Raw genomic sequence first — 13,183 nt, forward strand, 5'->3', positions numbered from 1 at the left:
GAGAAATTGTTTAGCGGAGCCTCTCCGTAGACGGAAGAGCCTCCCGCCGCTTCGAAAAGCCCCGGTCAACCGACTTTCGCCGCCCGGCGCGACTTTGCATAGTCGACCAGGGCGTCGTCGGCTTGTGGCGGCAGCCTGATCTCGACGGTGGCGAGAAGGTCGCCGTGCCCGTCCTTTCGCGGCAGCCCCTTGCCCCTCAGGCGGAAGGTGCGTCCGGAGGTCGTCATGGCCGGGATGTTCATCTCGACGGACCCGGTCGGCGTCTCGACCCGCACCCTGCCGCCGAGGATCGCGTCCTCGAGATCGACCGGCACCCGCGTCTTCAGGTCCTGGCCTGAGACCACGTACCGCTCCTGCGGCGCGATCTTGACCGTGAGGAGGACGTCGCCCGGCTCGCCGCCGCCCTGCCCCGGTCCGCCGAGACCACGCAGACGGATGGTCTGGCCGTCGCCGACGCCGGCGGGGAGAGTCACCTCGACGTCACGCCCGCCCGACAATCCGATGCGCTGCTTGCGCTCCCGCGCGATGTCCTCGATCGTCACGGTGAGGACCGCCGAGATGTCCTCGCCCTTCCGCGTCCGGGACCCTCGCCCGCCGCGCAGCGCGTCTCCGAACAGGTGGGAGAAGATGTCGTCCGCGCCCGAGCCGGCGCCGGCGCCGCCGAAGCCCGAGGCGAACCCCTCGAAGCCCTGGCGTCCGCCGCCCCCGAACCCCTCGAAGCCCTGGAATTTCGGCTTGCCCTCGGCATCGATCTCGCCCCGGTCGAACTGGGCGCGCTTCGTCTGGTCGCCGAGGATCTCGTAGGCGGTGTTGATCTCGGCGAACTTCTCCTTCGCCTTCGGATCGTCGGCGTTCCGGTCGGGGTGGTACTGCTTGGCGAGCTTGCGGAAGGCCCGCTTGATCTCGGCCTCGTCAGCTCCCCGCTTGATGTTCAGTGCCTGGTAGGGATCGCGCATGAAAGGCTCCGGTCCCGCGCCGCTGGGAGGCGGCCGGGAGCGATGTCACGGGACATGTAGGGAGGGTGTTGCCGGCATGCAACGCCCTGGTTGTGGAGCGATGCGCCGTTCAGGCCGGTTTGCGCCATGGCCGGACGTCCTTCAGCTCCCAATCGTCCGCGGAGAGCCGGCAGGCATTGCCCTGCAGGGACGTGCTCCGGTCCGGAAACTCGATCGTCGCGAGGAAGGCGCGGCAGATCTCGTGCTCCTTCACGAAGGGCTGCGCGACGGGCGTGATGGTGCCGCTGATCCGCGAATCCGGGTTATCCCATTTCACGGCGGCGCCGCTGCCCTGGGGATCGAGCGCGATGGCGAGCGCTCCCTTGGCGCGGCGCCAATCCTCCTGCCCGAGATCGGGAGACAGCGTCGTCGCCGCCGGGCGGATCGAGCCCGTCGTTTCCACCTTCTCGTCGGACGAGCCGGTGAGCGACAGGCTGCAGCTGCCGAGAAAGAGGCTCAGGAAAGCCGCCGCAGCACTCGCGCGGATGGCTTCGCGGGCGTTCGATCGTCGCCTATAGGTCTCGCTCATCGGCCTTCGGGTGAGTACGCAACAAACGATCGGAATAGAGCGTGGACAACTTAACAGGTGATTTCACGGAGGCGTCCGAGCCCTTCCGCCTGTTCGAAACCTGGCTGGCGGAGGCCTCGCGATCCGAGCCGAACGATGCGAACGCGATGGCCCTCGCGACCGTCGATGCCGACGGCCTGCCGGATGTCCGGATGGTGCTGCTCAAGGGGGCCGATCCCTCGGGCTTCGTATTCTACACCAACCTCGAATCCGCCAAGGGCGTCGAGCTTGCGGGGCAGCCCAAGGCGGCGGCGGTGTTTCACTGGAAGAGCCTGCGGCGACAGGTCCGCATCCGAGGGCCCGTCTCCCGCGTGTCCGACGCCGAGGCCGATGCCTATTTCGCGAGCCGCCCGCGCGACAGCCGCATCGGCGCCTGGGCCAGCCAGCAGTCGCGCCCGCTGGAAAGCCGCTTCGCGCTGGAGAAGGCCGTGGCCGTGAAGGCGGCCCGCTACGCCGTCGGCGAGGTGCCGCGCCCTCCCTACTGGAGCGGCTTCCGCATCGCCCCGGTCGCGATCGAGTTCTGGCAGGACAAGCCGTTCCGCCTGCACGACCGCGTCCGCTTCACGAAAGCGGCGGACGGCTGGACCACGGCGCGCCTCTATCCTTGATCCCACGATCCCCGGATCACAGGATCAAGGGCGGCGATCAGCGCCGGCGCGGGCTGCGCCCTCCCCGGCCGCGCTCCCGCCGGAACGTGCCCACGAGCTCGACATGGGCGCTCCACTTGAACTGATCGACCGGCACGACGCTCTCCAAGGCGAAGCCGCCCGAGACCAGCGCCGCCGCGTCCCGGGCGAAGGTCCCGGCATCACAGGAGACCATGATCACCCGATCCAGGGATGACGGGATCATCTGACGGATCTGCGCCTCCGCCCCCTGGCGCGGCGGGTCGATGACGGCCGCGTCGAAGCGCTCGAATTCCGTCGGCAGGAGCGGCCTACGGAAGAGGTCGCGCTGCTCGGTCGTGATCCGGCGCAGCCCCTCCGTGCGCCGCGCCGCCTTGTCGAGGGCCGCAAGGAGCGCCGCCTCGCCCTCGACGGCATGGACCTCCGCCCGCTCCGCGAGCCGGAGCGCGAAGGGGCCGACGCCGCAGAAGAGATCGGCGACGCGCTTCGCCTTGCCCACCCCCTCCAGCACCAGCGCGGTGAGAGCCGCCTCCCCCGCAGCCGTCGCCTGCAGGAAGCCGCCCGGCGGCGGCACCGGTGCGGCGCGGCCCATCGGGACGGCCGGCGGGCGCCGCTCGACCAGCACGTCGCCATGGATCGAGACCCGCGCGAGATCGAGTTCGGCCGCGAGTGCGATCAGGCTCTGGCGCTGCTTGTCGCTGGCCTTCCCCGAGCCGCGCAGATCCGCGTCGAGCCCCGCCTCGCTCGCCGTCACGGCGACGTCGATCGGCTTGCCGGAGGCGATCACCACGGCCGCGAGCCGCGCGGCGATGGCGGGCGCGGGATGGAGCGCCGGCACCGTGATCGGGCAATGCTCGATCGGCACGAGATCATGGCTGCCGGCCGCCATGAAGCCCGACCTCACCTCGCCATCGATGCGGCGGGCGTGGAGCACCATCCGCCGCCGCCCCGCGCCATGGCCGTCCGCGAGGGCACCGATCGGCGGCGCGAGCCCGGCCCGGGCGAGGGTCGAGACGACCTTCTCGCGTTTCCATGCTGCATAAGGTTCTGCGGCCAAGTGCTGGGAAACACAGCCTCCGCACCGGCCGAAATAGATGCAGAACGGCTCCACGCGGTCCGGCGAGGCCTCGTCGACCGAGAGCAGCCGCGCGCGCTTCCCGCCGGGCTCGACCGTCACCCGTTCGCCCGGCAGCGCATAGGGGACGGGCACGGGCCCTGCGGCGGTGTCCGCGATCCCGTCGCCGCCGGCGCCGAGCCGGTCGATGCGCAGTTGCTCAGCCACGGATCGCTCCCGCCAGGAACTCGCGATTGCCGTCCCCGCCCTCGATCGGGGACGGGATGGGGCCGACCACCCGGAAGCCGAGATCCCCGATCCGTCCGACGATGCGGGCCACGGCCTCGTCCCGCAGAGCATCGTCGCGGACGATGCCGCCGCGCCCGAGACCGGTGCGGCCGACCTCAAACTGAGGTTTAATCAGAACAACGAGTTGCGACATATCCTTGAGATACGACACGAGCATCGGCAGGACCAGATCCAGCGAAATGAAGCTGACGTCGACCGTCGCGAGGTCGATGCTGCCGGGCGCCACCAGCCCCTCGGCCCGGCGGATATCCGTCGCCTCGAGGGCCGTCACACGCGGATCGGCCGCGATGGTCGCGTGAAGCTGCTCGCGCCCGACATCGAGCGCGATCACGTGCCGTGCCCCGCGCCGGAGCAGCACGTCGGTGAAGCCGCCGGTCGAGGCGCCGACGTCGAGGCAGTCGCAGCCCGCCGGATCGATGCCGAAAGCGTCGAGCGCCGCCGCGAGCTTGACCCCGCCGCGCGAGACATAGGGATGGGGCGCGGCGGCTTCGATCGCGGCCGCGTCGCGGATCATGTCGGAGGGTTTGCGGACGGCGGCGCCGTCGGCCGAGACGAGCCCGGCCTCGATCGCGGCGCGCGCCCTCGCCCGGCTCTCGAAGAGGCCGCGGGACACGAGGACCATGTCGGCGCGGCGCCGCTCGCCGCCCATCGCGGCCTCAGGCTGGGTCGAGCGGCGCGGTGCCGGTCGGCTCGCCGTCCGGCCCGAGCGTGATCCGGTCGATCCGCGCCTCGGCGCGCTTGAGAAGCCCCTCGCAATGGCGCTTCAGCGCCTCGCCCCGTTCGAAGATCGCGATCGAATCCTCGAGCGGCACCCGGCCGCCCTCGAGCTGCTTCACGATCTCCTCGAGCTCGGCGAGCGCCGATTCGAAGGGCAGCGCCGCGATATCGGCGGGGGCGCTCGCGGAATGGGCGCTCGCGGAGGGGGCCGGTCCGGCGGAGGCGGCGGTTTTGCTCATGGGCGGCTTATGGGGCCGCCCGCCCGGGGTTGCAAGGATCGGTCGCGGCGGCCGGTCAGGGCGCCGGGTCCGGCGGCCGGGCGGCGCCGGACGGGGCCACGAAGCGCTGGTAGACGAAGCCGATCGCCATCAGCGCGAGGCCGAGCCCGACGAAGGACAGCGCCCGCGTCAGCCCTTGCAGGGCCGAGAGGTCGACGAGGAAGACCTTCAGCACCGCGAGGACGAGGCAGACCAGCGCGGCGAGGCGCGCCTCGCGCAGCCTCCACAGGATGCCGATCGCGAGCAGGACGAGCCCGTTCGCGAGCAGGACCAGCGAATGGCACCAGAGTTCGGCATCCGACATCGACCGGAACAGGTCGATCCGGCCGCCGGGATGGAACAACCGCCGCACCGCGAGAGAACTGTAGGTCAGCTCGAGGATGAGGGCGAGTGCCGCCGCGGCGAGGACGAAGGCCCTCGGACGGTTCAGCCGCGCCGCCCAGGCGAGCGCCGCCGCCATCGCGGCCGGGACCAGATAGGCCGGGATCAGGGAGTTGAAGACCGGCCCGCCGATGACCCGACCGCCGCCGAGGAACGGGTTCTCGAACACGCCGAGGACCACGGCCGAGCCGAGAATCGCGAGCCCGCCGAACAGGAGCGAGGCGTAGCGATACAGCGTATCGGGCCGCGACAGGTCGAGCCGGACCATCAGCAGCGAGAAGGCGAGAGCCTGCGTGACGGCAAGCCCGGCCTCCATGTGGCTCGTGGTCGGCGCGAAGGGATCGCCGCCGTTCAGGGCATGCCGCATCTGGAGGAAGACGAGCAGGGCGGCGAAGACGAAGCCGAGGCTCTCGACGAAGCGCACCACCCAGTCGCGGCCCTCGCGGGCGAGGATGCGGCTCGCGAGGAGGAAGGCCGCCGCCGGCACGCCGTAGCCCCAGAGCAGCCAGTTGACGATCGGCGTCGTGCCGATCTCGCCGCGCATGATGCTCGGGTCCCAGGCGAAGCGGCCCGCGACGGCGATGCCGAGCGCGCCGACCATCCAGCGCAGGGCCGGCACCTTCACCCGTTCGGCGACATACGCTGTCCCGAGCGCCGCGAGGGCGAGCGTGACGGTGAGGATTCCACGGTCGAAGGCGAAGGTCAGGCCCGCCGCGAGCGCGGCGATGGCGGCGGAGGCCGCCCCGCCGACGGCGAGGCGGATCGCCGGGCTGTCGAGATCGGGGTCCTTGCCCCGGAGCCAGGCCGTCGCCGCGGCGAAGCCGAGCCCCATCGCGCCGGCGACCACGGCGAAGGGAATGCTGTGGTCGAAATAGGTCACGCGCCAATAAGCGACGATCAGCACGCCGAGCGGGGTCAGCGTCAGGGCCGCCGTGTACCAGGCCGCGGGGCCCATCCGCAGGCGATGGCCGAAGCCGAGGCGAAGCAGGCTCAGGAGCGGGACGATGGCGCCCACCAACACGGCCGCCGTGACGAAGCTCGTCAGCGCCTCGGGCGCGGGCGAGACCGCGAGGTCCCGCACGAAGCGCTCGGGCTCGCTCCAGGCTTGGCTCACGACCGGCCAGATCGCCAGCATGCCGACGCTCGCGAGGCCGCCGGCGAGCGCGCCGCCGGCACCGGCCGGATAGCGGCAGGCCGAGACGGTCATCAGGAGGACGACCGCGGCGATGAAGAGAGGACGCTCGAGCCCGGTGCCGAAGGAGGCGGTCGCGAAGACGGCCAGGATCGCGAAGAAGAAGACCGGGACCGTGGCCAGACGGTCGATCACCGCCTCCTCCGGCGCCTCGGTCCGGTGCGGATCGACGACGAGGAAGAGGAGCGCCAGCACGAGTTGGACGAGGACGTGCGTCACAAGCGCGGCGAGCCACGCATCGCCGCCGACGAGCAGCCCGAAGCCCCAGAGGATCGCGCCGACCGCCGTCGAGACCGCGAGCCAGCGCCAGAGGCGCAGGCGCGAGACGGCGTAGGACGTTCCGGTCGCGAAGGCGAGATAGAGGACGAGGGCGACGGGGCTGGGATCCGTCGTCTGGACGAGGAGAGGGCAGACGAGAGCCGCGACGAGGCCGAGCCCGGCCAGGGCCGGGCCGTGCAGGATCGCGGCACCCATGGTGACGGCGGCGACGAGGCCGAGCGCGACGAAGGCGAGCGTCGGCCCGATCAACCCGTAGAGGCCGTAGGCCGCGTAGATCGAGGCGAAGGCCGTCGAGGTGCCGGCGGCCGTCAGGATGGCCGGAATATTGGCGTTGCCGAAGGCCGCGACGTCGAGCGGCTGCTCGCGGCGGCGAAGCCATTCCCCGCCCGCGATCAGCCCGGCCGCGAAGGCGAGGCCCAGCAGGACCCGCACGCCGGGCCCGATGAGGCCCTGCTCGATCGAGTAGCGCACGAGGAAGATGCCGCCGAGCGCGAGGGCGACGCCGCCCACCCAGACCGCCCAGCGCGAGCCGAGATTCTCCTCGAAGCCGCGCGACGGGCGCGGCGAGGAGGCCGGAAGGGGCGATGCGGGAGGCAGGGCGACGGGCGGCACGACGGACGGGGCAAGCCGCTCCTGCGTCTCGTCCGTCGCCGTGACCTCCGGCGGTGGGGCAAGCGGTGGGGCGGCCTCCTCCCGGATGTCCGGCGCCGAGGAAACCGGGGCCGGGCCGGGTTCGACCGGCGCCGACAAGGCACGGACCCGCTGCTCCAGCTTGTCGATCCGGCTGGCGAAGCCGGAATTACGGCGGTGCAATCCGACGATCGCGATCAGGCACAGGAGAAGGAGAACGGTTTCCAAGATCGACCTTCGCGGCGCGGGCGCCGGGTTTGCGGAGGGGCGCTATAGCGTGCGCGGATGTCCGACCTGTTTCGCGGGCAGGCAGACGAGGACACGGGCGCGAAACCGCGCCTGGGCGTCCTCGGTCGGCCAGGGTTCGAGGAGATGACCCACGTTGTCCGGGGGGGTGTCGGGCCGGCCGAAGGTCTGGACGGCCTCCTCGAGCGAGAACCCGGCGAGCGAGGTCGCCTCGAGCCAGGCCGCGCTCCGATCGGCGCGCTTGATCAGCCGCCGGAGTTCTGGGGAGGCTTCCGGCGGCAGGCCGAAGGCGATGTGGATGACGGCGTGCAGGCGGTGCTCGATCTCGCCGAAGGCACCGCCGAGCGCCGCCTTCAGGGGCGTGATGACGTCGCCGACGACGTATTCCGGCGCATCGTGGAGGAGGACCGCGAGGCGGGCCGCATCGGTCAGGCCGGGATCGAGTTCGGCGGCGATCGCCTCGACGAGGCAGGAATGCTGGGCGACCGAGTACGGATAGGCGCCGACCGTCTGTCCGTTCCAGCGCGGCACGCGGGCGATGCCATGCGCGATATCGTCGAGTTCGACGTCGAGCGGCGAGGGATCGAGGATGTCGAGCCGGCGGCCCGACAGCATCCGCTGCCAGGCGCGCGGCGGGGCGGCCTTCGCTGCCCGCGCGGATCGGGCGGGTCGCGGCGAGCCCGTCACGCGGACGGGCGCTCGGCGAACGCGGCGCATTCGGCGTGGCGATAGCAGCCGACGAGATGGTCGTTGACCATGCCGGTCGCCTGCATGAAGGCATGGACGATGGTCGGTCCGCAGAACTTGAAACCTTTCGATTTCAGCTCCTTGGACAGGTCTGTCGAGAGTTTGGTCGAGGCCTGGACCTGCCGCCGGCTCTCGATATCCGGCTGGAGCGCGCGGTGATCGATCCGGTCCCAGAAGAAATTCGCGAAGGCCTCCGCCCCACCCATGTCGAGGTAGACGCGCGCGGATTTGATGGTGCCCTCGATCTTGGCGCGGTTGCGGACGATGCCGGCATCGCCCATCAGCGCCTCGACCTTCGCCGGCGTGAAGCCGACGATCGCCTCGGGCTCGAACCCGGCGAAGGCGGCGCGGAAGGCGTCGCGCTTGCGCAGGATCGTGATCCACGACAGCCCGGCCTGGAAGCCGTCGAGGATCAGCTTCTCGAACAGGGCCCGGCCGTCGCGCTCGGGCACGCCCCAATCGGTGTCGTGATAGGCGACGTAGAGTGGGTCCGTCCCCGGCCACCAGCAGCGCATGCGGCCGTCCTCGTGGCGGATGAGGCCGTCCGGGATGACGGGCTTGCTCATGCGGCGTCGGTCGCCGCGCGTCCGGGCACGGCGAACCGGATCCAATCCGGCGCATCGATCCTCGCCGGCACGCCATCCGCGAGCAGCGCCTCGCCCGCGTCGAGCGCGTCCGCCACGCGGTCGATCCGGAGCGTCGCGAGGCCGCGCGAGCCCGAGACGGTGCCGGTCCGTCCGAGCACCTTCTCACCGGCTCTGACCTCGGTGCCGGGAGGCGGCGGGGCGCCGTCATAGATCAGCGGCAGAATGCGGGTGCGGGCGGTCCCGCGATGCTGCATCCGGGAGACGACCTCCTGGCCGACATAGCAGCCCTTCTTGAAATCGACCCCGCCGATCTGATCCATCAGGGCTTCATGCGGAAAGGCGTCCGCGAAGGCGAAATCCTGGCCCCCGCTCGGGATGCCGAGTGCGATGCGATGCGCATCGTAGGCCGCGCCGTCATCCCCGGCCGGCGCCCGGTCGCGCGGGACGATCGCCCGCCAGCCGAGGGCCGCGAGCCGCGGATCGGCAGCCTGCGCCTCGGCACCCTCCGGCGGGCTCGCCTCGCCCCAACCCGCGACGACGGCGAGTTCGGCCGAACGGTCGGCGACGGTCAGCTTGGCGCGCAGCCGATAGAGGGTCAGGCGCTTGGCGAGGTCGGCGACGTTCGCCGCCGGCGCGTCGAGGAGGAAGGTCTCTCCCCCGTCCGCGGCGGCCGCGCCCGGCATCATCACGAAATCGGTGAGGATCTTGCCCTGCGGCGCGAGCAGGGCGCCGTAGCGCGCTCCGCCCGCCGCGAGCGTCTCGACCTCGCAGGTCACGATCCGGTCGAGGAAGGCGCGTGCCTCCTGGCCGGTGACGGCGACGACCCCGCGGTCGTCCAGCCTCGTCGACGGCATGCCCTGGATTCCCGTTGGCGCCGGATCGATTCCGGCCCGCATGATCTAGGACGCGACGCGTCCGCGCTCAATGCTTCGGGGCGATCGAGAAGCCACCGCCCCGGATGCGCTCGGGCAGGCTCTCGGCATAGGTCGCCGTCTGCTCCTCGCCGTAGAGTTCGACGAGATGGCGGAAGGCCTGGAAGAGCGCCGCCTGGACGACGAAGTCGCTGTCCAGCCCGTCGAGCTCGGCTTCCGCGAAAGCCTGCTCGACATAGCCGAGCGCGGCGCGCTTGTGATTCGCTTCGTCGAAGAAGGCGGTGTCTGACTGTTCGATCATTCTGAGCCGGCGATGTCCGCGCTCTTTTTAGCGGCTTCGGGACGCCCGGCCAGCCGAACCTTTCGAACAGGTTAACGGCGTGCGCCGGCGAAGGCCGCGTGCAGGATCGGGATCAGGCCCGGCGTCGTCGGTTCGTCCTCGATCTCGCCCTCGAGCGCCCAGCGGATCGCGAGGGCTTCGGGGCTCGTCTCGCCCTCCCCGCTCAGCCAGGTTGCTGCATGCGGGCAGATGACGAAATGGTGCCGCACGCGCCCCTCCGGATCGCGGTCGATATACTCGATCGGATCGAGGCGGCCGATCAGCGTCGCCTCGACGCCGGTCTCCTCCTTGAGCTCGCGCAGGGCCGCCTCGGCGAGGCTCTCGCCCGGCTCGACGAGCCCGCCGGGCAGGGACCAGATATGATCGAGGGGCGGGCGGGCACGGGCGGCGAGGAGCACCCGGTCTTCCCGCAGCACGGCCACCGACGCGGCGAGGAAGGGCCTCGCCGGATATTGCCGATCCTCGCTCACGGCCGGATATCGGCGACGCGGCCATCCTCGAGCCCGACGACGACGTGGAGGTCGCGCCCCTCGCCGAGCACCGCGAGGCCCGACTTGGCCTTGGCCGGCAGCGGGATGCGGGCGACCTCCTTCAGCTCGGGCTCGACGGCGAGGATCGCGAGCGCGGCCCGGTCGAGCGTCGGCACGACGAGCCGGGGCTTGCCGTCGGGACCGGGGATCCAGGCCGCGAGGTCCTGCGCCGGGCCACCATAGACGTGGTTGGAATAGCCGGCCTTCTCGGCCCGCAGGACGAGCGTGTCGCCCTCCAGCCGCCAGAGCTGGAGGAGGCCGTCGAGATGCGGCCTGCGCACCAGGGCGACGTCGCGGGCAGCGCCCCCCGCGACGGGGTTCAGCCAGCGATAGGGCTCGCCATCCGCCGGGGTTTCGGCCACGAGCCGCCAGGCGCCCTCGCGCTTCGCGACCAGGGCGAGGGCCGAGCCCTTCCCCTGATACGAGCGCACGGCGAGGATGGCTGGCTGGCCGCCCAGCGTCACGAGATGCGGCTCGCGGTCCTCGAAGACCGCGCCCTCGCCCGCGGGGATGCGGACGACGTCCCGGCCGACCGGCTTCGGCTCGCTCGTCGGCGGCGACGGCTTCCGTTCGGTCACGGCGAGGACGCCGGCATGGACGGCCGAGCCGAGCGCCTCGTGGGCGTAGTCGCGCAAGGGGACCTCGAACTGCGCCGACAGCGCCCCGACCCCTCCGACACGCGAGTCCGGCAGGGCGTTGTGCCCGCGCTCCAGGGCCGGCAGGTCGCCGAGGCCCTTGCGTGCCCGCACGACCTTGATCGAAGCCCCGTCGAGCGTCAGCGCCGCGCCGCCCTCCCGACCCCAGACGACCACGACCGGCCCCTTCAGCGCCGCCCGGTCGCCCTCGAAGGCGGCGATGGAGGCCGCCGTCGCGCCGACGCGGCTCGAGGGTCCGCGGAACTGCTCGACCTCGAAGCCGAGCGGCACCACCGTCACGCTCGGCTCGGCCCGCGCCGCGCCGAGGCCTGCGGCGGTGAGGACGAGCGCGGCCGCGATCCGGACGGCTCGGCTCATACGTGCTGGCCGCCGTTGATGTGCAGTTCGGCGCCGTTCACGTAGGAGGAGGCGTCGGTGCAGAGGAAATAGATGGCCTTCGCCACCTCGTCCGTCGTGCCGAGGCGCTTGAGCGGGATCGTCTCGACGATCTTCTCCGTGCCGGGCGACAGGATCGAGGTGTCGATCTCGCCGGGGGAGATCGCGTTCACGCGCACGCCGAGCGGTCCGAAATCGTAGGCCATCTCCCGCGTCAGCGCCGCGAGGGCGGCTTTCGAGGTCGCGTAGGCGGCGCCGGCGAAGGGGTGGACCTTCGAGCCGGCGATCGAGGTGACGTTCACGATCGAGCCCCTGCCCCGGGCGAGCTCGTCCCGAAGGCCGCGCGCGAGCATGATCGTGGCGAAAAAATTGACCTGGAAGACCTTCAGCCAGTCGGCATGCTCGGTCTCGAGCCCGGCGAGCCGCGAGCGGTTCGGCCCCTTGGGCGAGATGCCGGCATTGTTGACGAGGGCGTGCAGGACGGAGCCCTCGCTCTCGAGCCGCTGCTTCGTCTCCGCGATCGCCCGCAGGGTGTCGTCGGCACTGGCGAGATCGACCTGGAGGTGGTCCTCCGGACCCATCTGCCAGGGACAGTTCTCGGGGAAGGCGTGGCGCGAACAGGTGATGACGCGCCAGCCCGCGGCCTGGAAGCGCTTCACGGTCGCGTGGCCGATGCCGCGGCTCGCGCCTGTCAGCAGCATGACGCGGCGGTCGGTGTTGGGACGATCCGAGGCCAAGGGGGATCCGATGCGGCTGAGGGAGCGATCTATCTAGAGGCGGGCGAGAGAGGCGTCCATGCGGCCGGACGCCCTCACAGCCAGCGCTTCAGGCGGAAGAAGAAATAGGGCGCGATGGCCGCCACGACCATCAGCAGCAGGGCGAGCGGGTAGCCGAGCCCGACCTCGAGCTCGGGCATGTTCTTGAAGTTCATGCCGTAGATCGAGGCGATCAGCGTCGGCGGCATGAACACCACCGCCATGACCGAGAACAGCTTGATGATGTTGTTCTGCTCGAGATTGACGAGGCCGAGCGTCGCGTCGAGCAGGAACTGGATCTTGGCCGCCTGGAAGGTCGCGTGCTCCTCGAGCGACTGGAGGTCGCGCAGCGTCGTCCGCATCTGGTCGCGCAGGCCCTTCTCGACCTTGCTGGCGCGGTAGCTCGCCGAGAGGAAGAGCAGCGTGCGCTCGATCGAGACGAGGCTTTCGCGCTGCTTCGAGATGAGATCGCCCCAATGGCCGAGGGCGCGCAGGGTGTCCTGGTACTCGGCGTTGCGGACGCCGGGATCGGCATTGGACCGGAACACGGTGCGCGAGAGCGAATCGATCCGCTCGCCCGCGAGCTGAAGGATGTCGGCCGCGCGGTCCATGATGGTCTCGACGAGGCCGCCGAGGATCTCCTCGCCGCTCCGGCCGCAGCCATAGGGCCGCCCCGCCTTCTGCGTGAACATCGAGAAGGCGCGCGGCTCCGCGTAGCGGACGGTGACGAGCGCGTTGCCCTTGAGGATGAAGGTGATGCCGGAGAGTTCCGGGTCGTCCTCGTCGGCCCGGATGAGGAGGCGCGTCGTCAGATAGCGCGCGCCGTGCTCCGCATAGAGCAGCTCGGACGGCTCGATGTCCTTCTGCTCCTCACGGGTCGGGACCTCGATGCCGAGGAAGATCTCGGTCTTCCGGTCCTCGGCCGGGGTCGGCCGGATCAGGTCGATCCAGAGCGCGTCCGGCGGGATCGGCTCGTCCTCGGAGAGGATGCGCCGGTCGAGGATGCCCGGCGTCTCGTCGCTCGGCCGGTGGATGACGATCATGGC

The 13,183-nt window shown here is 71.2% G+C and carries 15 protein-coding genes; 1 reads left to right on the forward strand and 14 read right to left on the reverse strand.

Annotated features, from left to right (window positions below):
* Nucleotides 1-65: 65 nt before the first annotated feature.
* Both EV668_RS07865 and EV668_RS07870 read right to left on the reverse strand, forming a co-directional pair.
* The gene (locus EV668_RS07865) at nucleotides 66-956 is read right to left on the reverse strand and encodes a DnaJ C-terminal domain-containing protein (RefSeq protein WP_133769219.1); all 891 of its coding nucleotides are present in this window, start codon (nucleotides 954-956) and stop codon (nucleotides 66-68) included.
* A gap of 109 nt (nucleotides 957-1,065) precedes the next feature.
* Nucleotides 1,066-1,524 carry an RT0821/Lpp0805 family surface protein gene (locus EV668_RS07870; protein ID WP_133769220.1) on the reverse strand — a complete coding sequence of 153 codons (459 nt, stop codon included), beginning with the start codon at nucleotides 1,522-1,524 and terminating at the stop codon, nucleotides 1,066-1,068.
* Nucleotides 1,525-1,565: 41 nt separating this feature from the next.
* Between EV668_RS07870 and pdxH the strand changes: the two genes are divergently transcribed.
* Complete coding sequence (gene pdxH, locus EV668_RS07875; protein WP_133769221.1) at nucleotides 1,566-2,171, forward strand: pyridoxamine 5'-phosphate oxidase; 606 nt, start codon at nucleotides 1,566-1,568, stop codon at nucleotides 2,169-2,171.
* A gap of 37 nt (nucleotides 2,172-2,208) precedes the next feature.
* Here pdxH and EV668_RS07880 read toward each other — a convergent pair whose 3' ends face one another.
* The 12 genes from EV668_RS07880 to EV668_RS07935 form a co-directional block, all read right to left on the reverse strand.
* Nucleotides 2,209-3,471, reverse strand: coding sequence for a class I SAM-dependent RNA methyltransferase (locus EV668_RS07880; RefSeq protein ID WP_166652380.1), 1,263 nt, complete (start codon nucleotides 3,469-3,471; stop codon nucleotides 2,209-2,211).
* Complete coding sequence (locus tag EV668_RS07885; protein ID WP_133769222.1) at nucleotides 3,464-4,201, reverse strand: TlyA family RNA methyltransferase; 738 nt, start codon at nucleotides 4,199-4,201, stop codon at nucleotides 3,464-3,466. Before EV668_RS07885 ends, EV668_RS07880 begins: the two co-directional genes overlap by 8 nt.
* 7 nt (nucleotides 4,202-4,208) lie before the next feature.
* Nucleotides 4,209-4,508 carry an exodeoxyribonuclease VII small subunit gene (locus EV668_RS07890; RefSeq protein ID WP_133769223.1) on the reverse strand — a complete coding sequence of 100 codons (300 nt, stop codon included), beginning with the start codon at nucleotides 4,506-4,508 and terminating at the stop codon, nucleotides 4,209-4,211.
* A 55-nt stretch (nucleotides 4,509-4,563) separates the two neighbouring features.
* A complete protein-coding gene (locus EV668_RS07895; RefSeq protein WP_166652381.1) occupies nucleotides 4,564-7,257 on the reverse strand; it encodes a DUF2339 domain-containing protein in 2,694 nt (897 codons plus the stop codon).
* A 42-nt stretch (nucleotides 7,258-7,299) separates the two neighbouring features.
* Nucleotides 7,300-7,962: an HD domain-containing protein gene (locus EV668_RS07900; protein ID WP_425359591.1), complete on the reverse strand. Its 663-nt coding sequence runs from the start codon at nucleotides 7,960-7,962 to the stop codon at nucleotides 7,300-7,302.
* Nucleotides 7,959-8,588: a DNA-3-methyladenine glycosylase I gene (locus EV668_RS07905; protein ID WP_208111490.1), complete on the reverse strand. Its 630-nt coding sequence runs from the start codon at nucleotides 8,586-8,588 to the stop codon at nucleotides 7,959-7,961. Before EV668_RS07905 ends, EV668_RS07900 begins: the two co-directional genes overlap by 4 nt.
* Nucleotides 8,585-9,463 carry a CAF17-like 4Fe-4S cluster assembly/insertion protein YgfZ gene (gene ygfZ / locus EV668_RS07910; RefSeq protein ID WP_133769225.1) on the reverse strand — a complete coding sequence of 293 codons (879 nt, stop codon included), beginning with the start codon at nucleotides 9,461-9,463 and terminating at the stop codon, nucleotides 8,585-8,587. The genes EV668_RS07905 and ygfZ overlap by 4 nt, the downstream gene beginning before the upstream one ends.
* 67 nt (nucleotides 9,464-9,530) lie before the next feature.
* Nucleotides 9,531-9,782: a hypothetical protein gene (locus EV668_RS07915; RefSeq protein WP_133769226.1), complete on the reverse strand. Its 252-nt coding sequence runs from the start codon at nucleotides 9,780-9,782 to the stop codon at nucleotides 9,531-9,533.
* A gap of 71 nt (nucleotides 9,783-9,853) precedes the next feature.
* Entirely contained in the window at nucleotides 9,854-10,291 is a 438-nt protein-coding gene (locus EV668_RS07920) for an NUDIX hydrolase (RefSeq protein ID WP_133769227.1), read from the reverse strand.
* Nucleotides 10,288-11,364: a hypothetical protein gene (locus tag EV668_RS07925; protein WP_133769228.1), complete on the reverse strand. Its 1,077-nt coding sequence runs from the start codon at nucleotides 11,362-11,364 to the stop codon at nucleotides 10,288-10,290. Before EV668_RS07925 ends, EV668_RS07920 begins: the two co-directional genes overlap by 4 nt.
* A complete protein-coding gene (locus EV668_RS07930; RefSeq protein ID WP_133770071.1) occupies nucleotides 11,361-12,083 on the reverse strand; it encodes an SDR family NAD(P)-dependent oxidoreductase in 723 nt (240 codons plus the stop codon). The genes EV668_RS07925 and EV668_RS07930 overlap by 4 nt, the downstream gene beginning before the upstream one ends.
* Nucleotides 12,084-12,193: 110 nt before the next feature.
* Nucleotides 12,194-13,180: a magnesium transporter CorA family protein gene (locus tag EV668_RS07935; protein WP_133769229.1), complete on the reverse strand. Its 987-nt coding sequence runs from the start codon at nucleotides 13,178-13,180 to the stop codon at nucleotides 12,194-12,196.
* Between the last annotated feature and the right edge of the window lie 3 nt (nucleotides 13,181-13,183).

Source organism: Enterovirga rhinocerotis, assembly GCF_004363955.1.
Taxonomy (GTDB): domain Bacteria; phylum Pseudomonadota; class Alphaproteobacteria; order Rhizobiales; family Beijerinckiaceae; genus Enterovirga; species Enterovirga rhinocerotis.

What these genes read in the sequence shown, in the direction of transcription:
- EV668_RS07865 (WP_133769219.1), bottom strand. Translation starts at nt 956, where the DNA reads ATGCGCGATCCCTACCAGGCACTGAACATCAAGCGGGGAGCTGACGAG.
- EV668_RS07870 (WP_133769220.1), bottom strand. Translation starts at nt 1,524, where the DNA reads ATGAGCGAGACCTATAGGCGACGATCGAACGCCCGCGAAGCCATCCGC.
- EV668_RS07885 (WP_133769222.1), bottom strand. Translation starts at nt 4,201, where the DNA reads ATGGGCGGCGAGCGGCGCCGCGCCGACATGGTCCTCGTGTCCCGCGGC.
- EV668_RS07890 (WP_133769223.1), bottom strand. Translation starts at nt 4,508, where the DNA reads ATGAGCAAAACCGCCGCCTCCGCCGGACCGGCCCCCTCCGCGAGCGCC.
- EV668_RS07905 (WP_208111490.1), bottom strand. Translation starts at nt 8,588, where the DNA reads ATGAGCAAGCCCGTCATCCCGGACGGCCTCATCCGCCACGAGGACGGC.
- ygfZ (WP_133769225.1), bottom strand. Translation starts at nt 9,463, where the DNA reads ATGCCGTCGACGAGGCTGGACGACCGCGGGGTCGTCGCCGTCACCGGC.
- EV668_RS07915 (WP_133769226.1), bottom strand. Translation starts at nt 9,782, where the DNA reads ATGATCGAACAGTCAGACACCGCCTTCTTCGACGAAGCGAATCACAAG.
- EV668_RS07925 (WP_133769228.1), bottom strand. Translation starts at nt 11,364, where the DNA reads ATGAGCCGAGCCGTCCGGATCGCGGCCGCGCTCGTCCTCACCGCCGCA.
- EV668_RS07930 (WP_133770071.1), bottom strand. Translation starts at nt 12,083, where the DNA reads ATGCTGCTGACAGGCGCGAGCCGCGGCATCGGCCACGCGACCGTGAAG.
- EV668_RS07935 (WP_133769229.1), bottom strand. Translation starts at nt 13,180, where the DNA reads ATGATCGTCATCCACCGGCCGAGCGACGAGACGCCGGGCATCCTCGAC.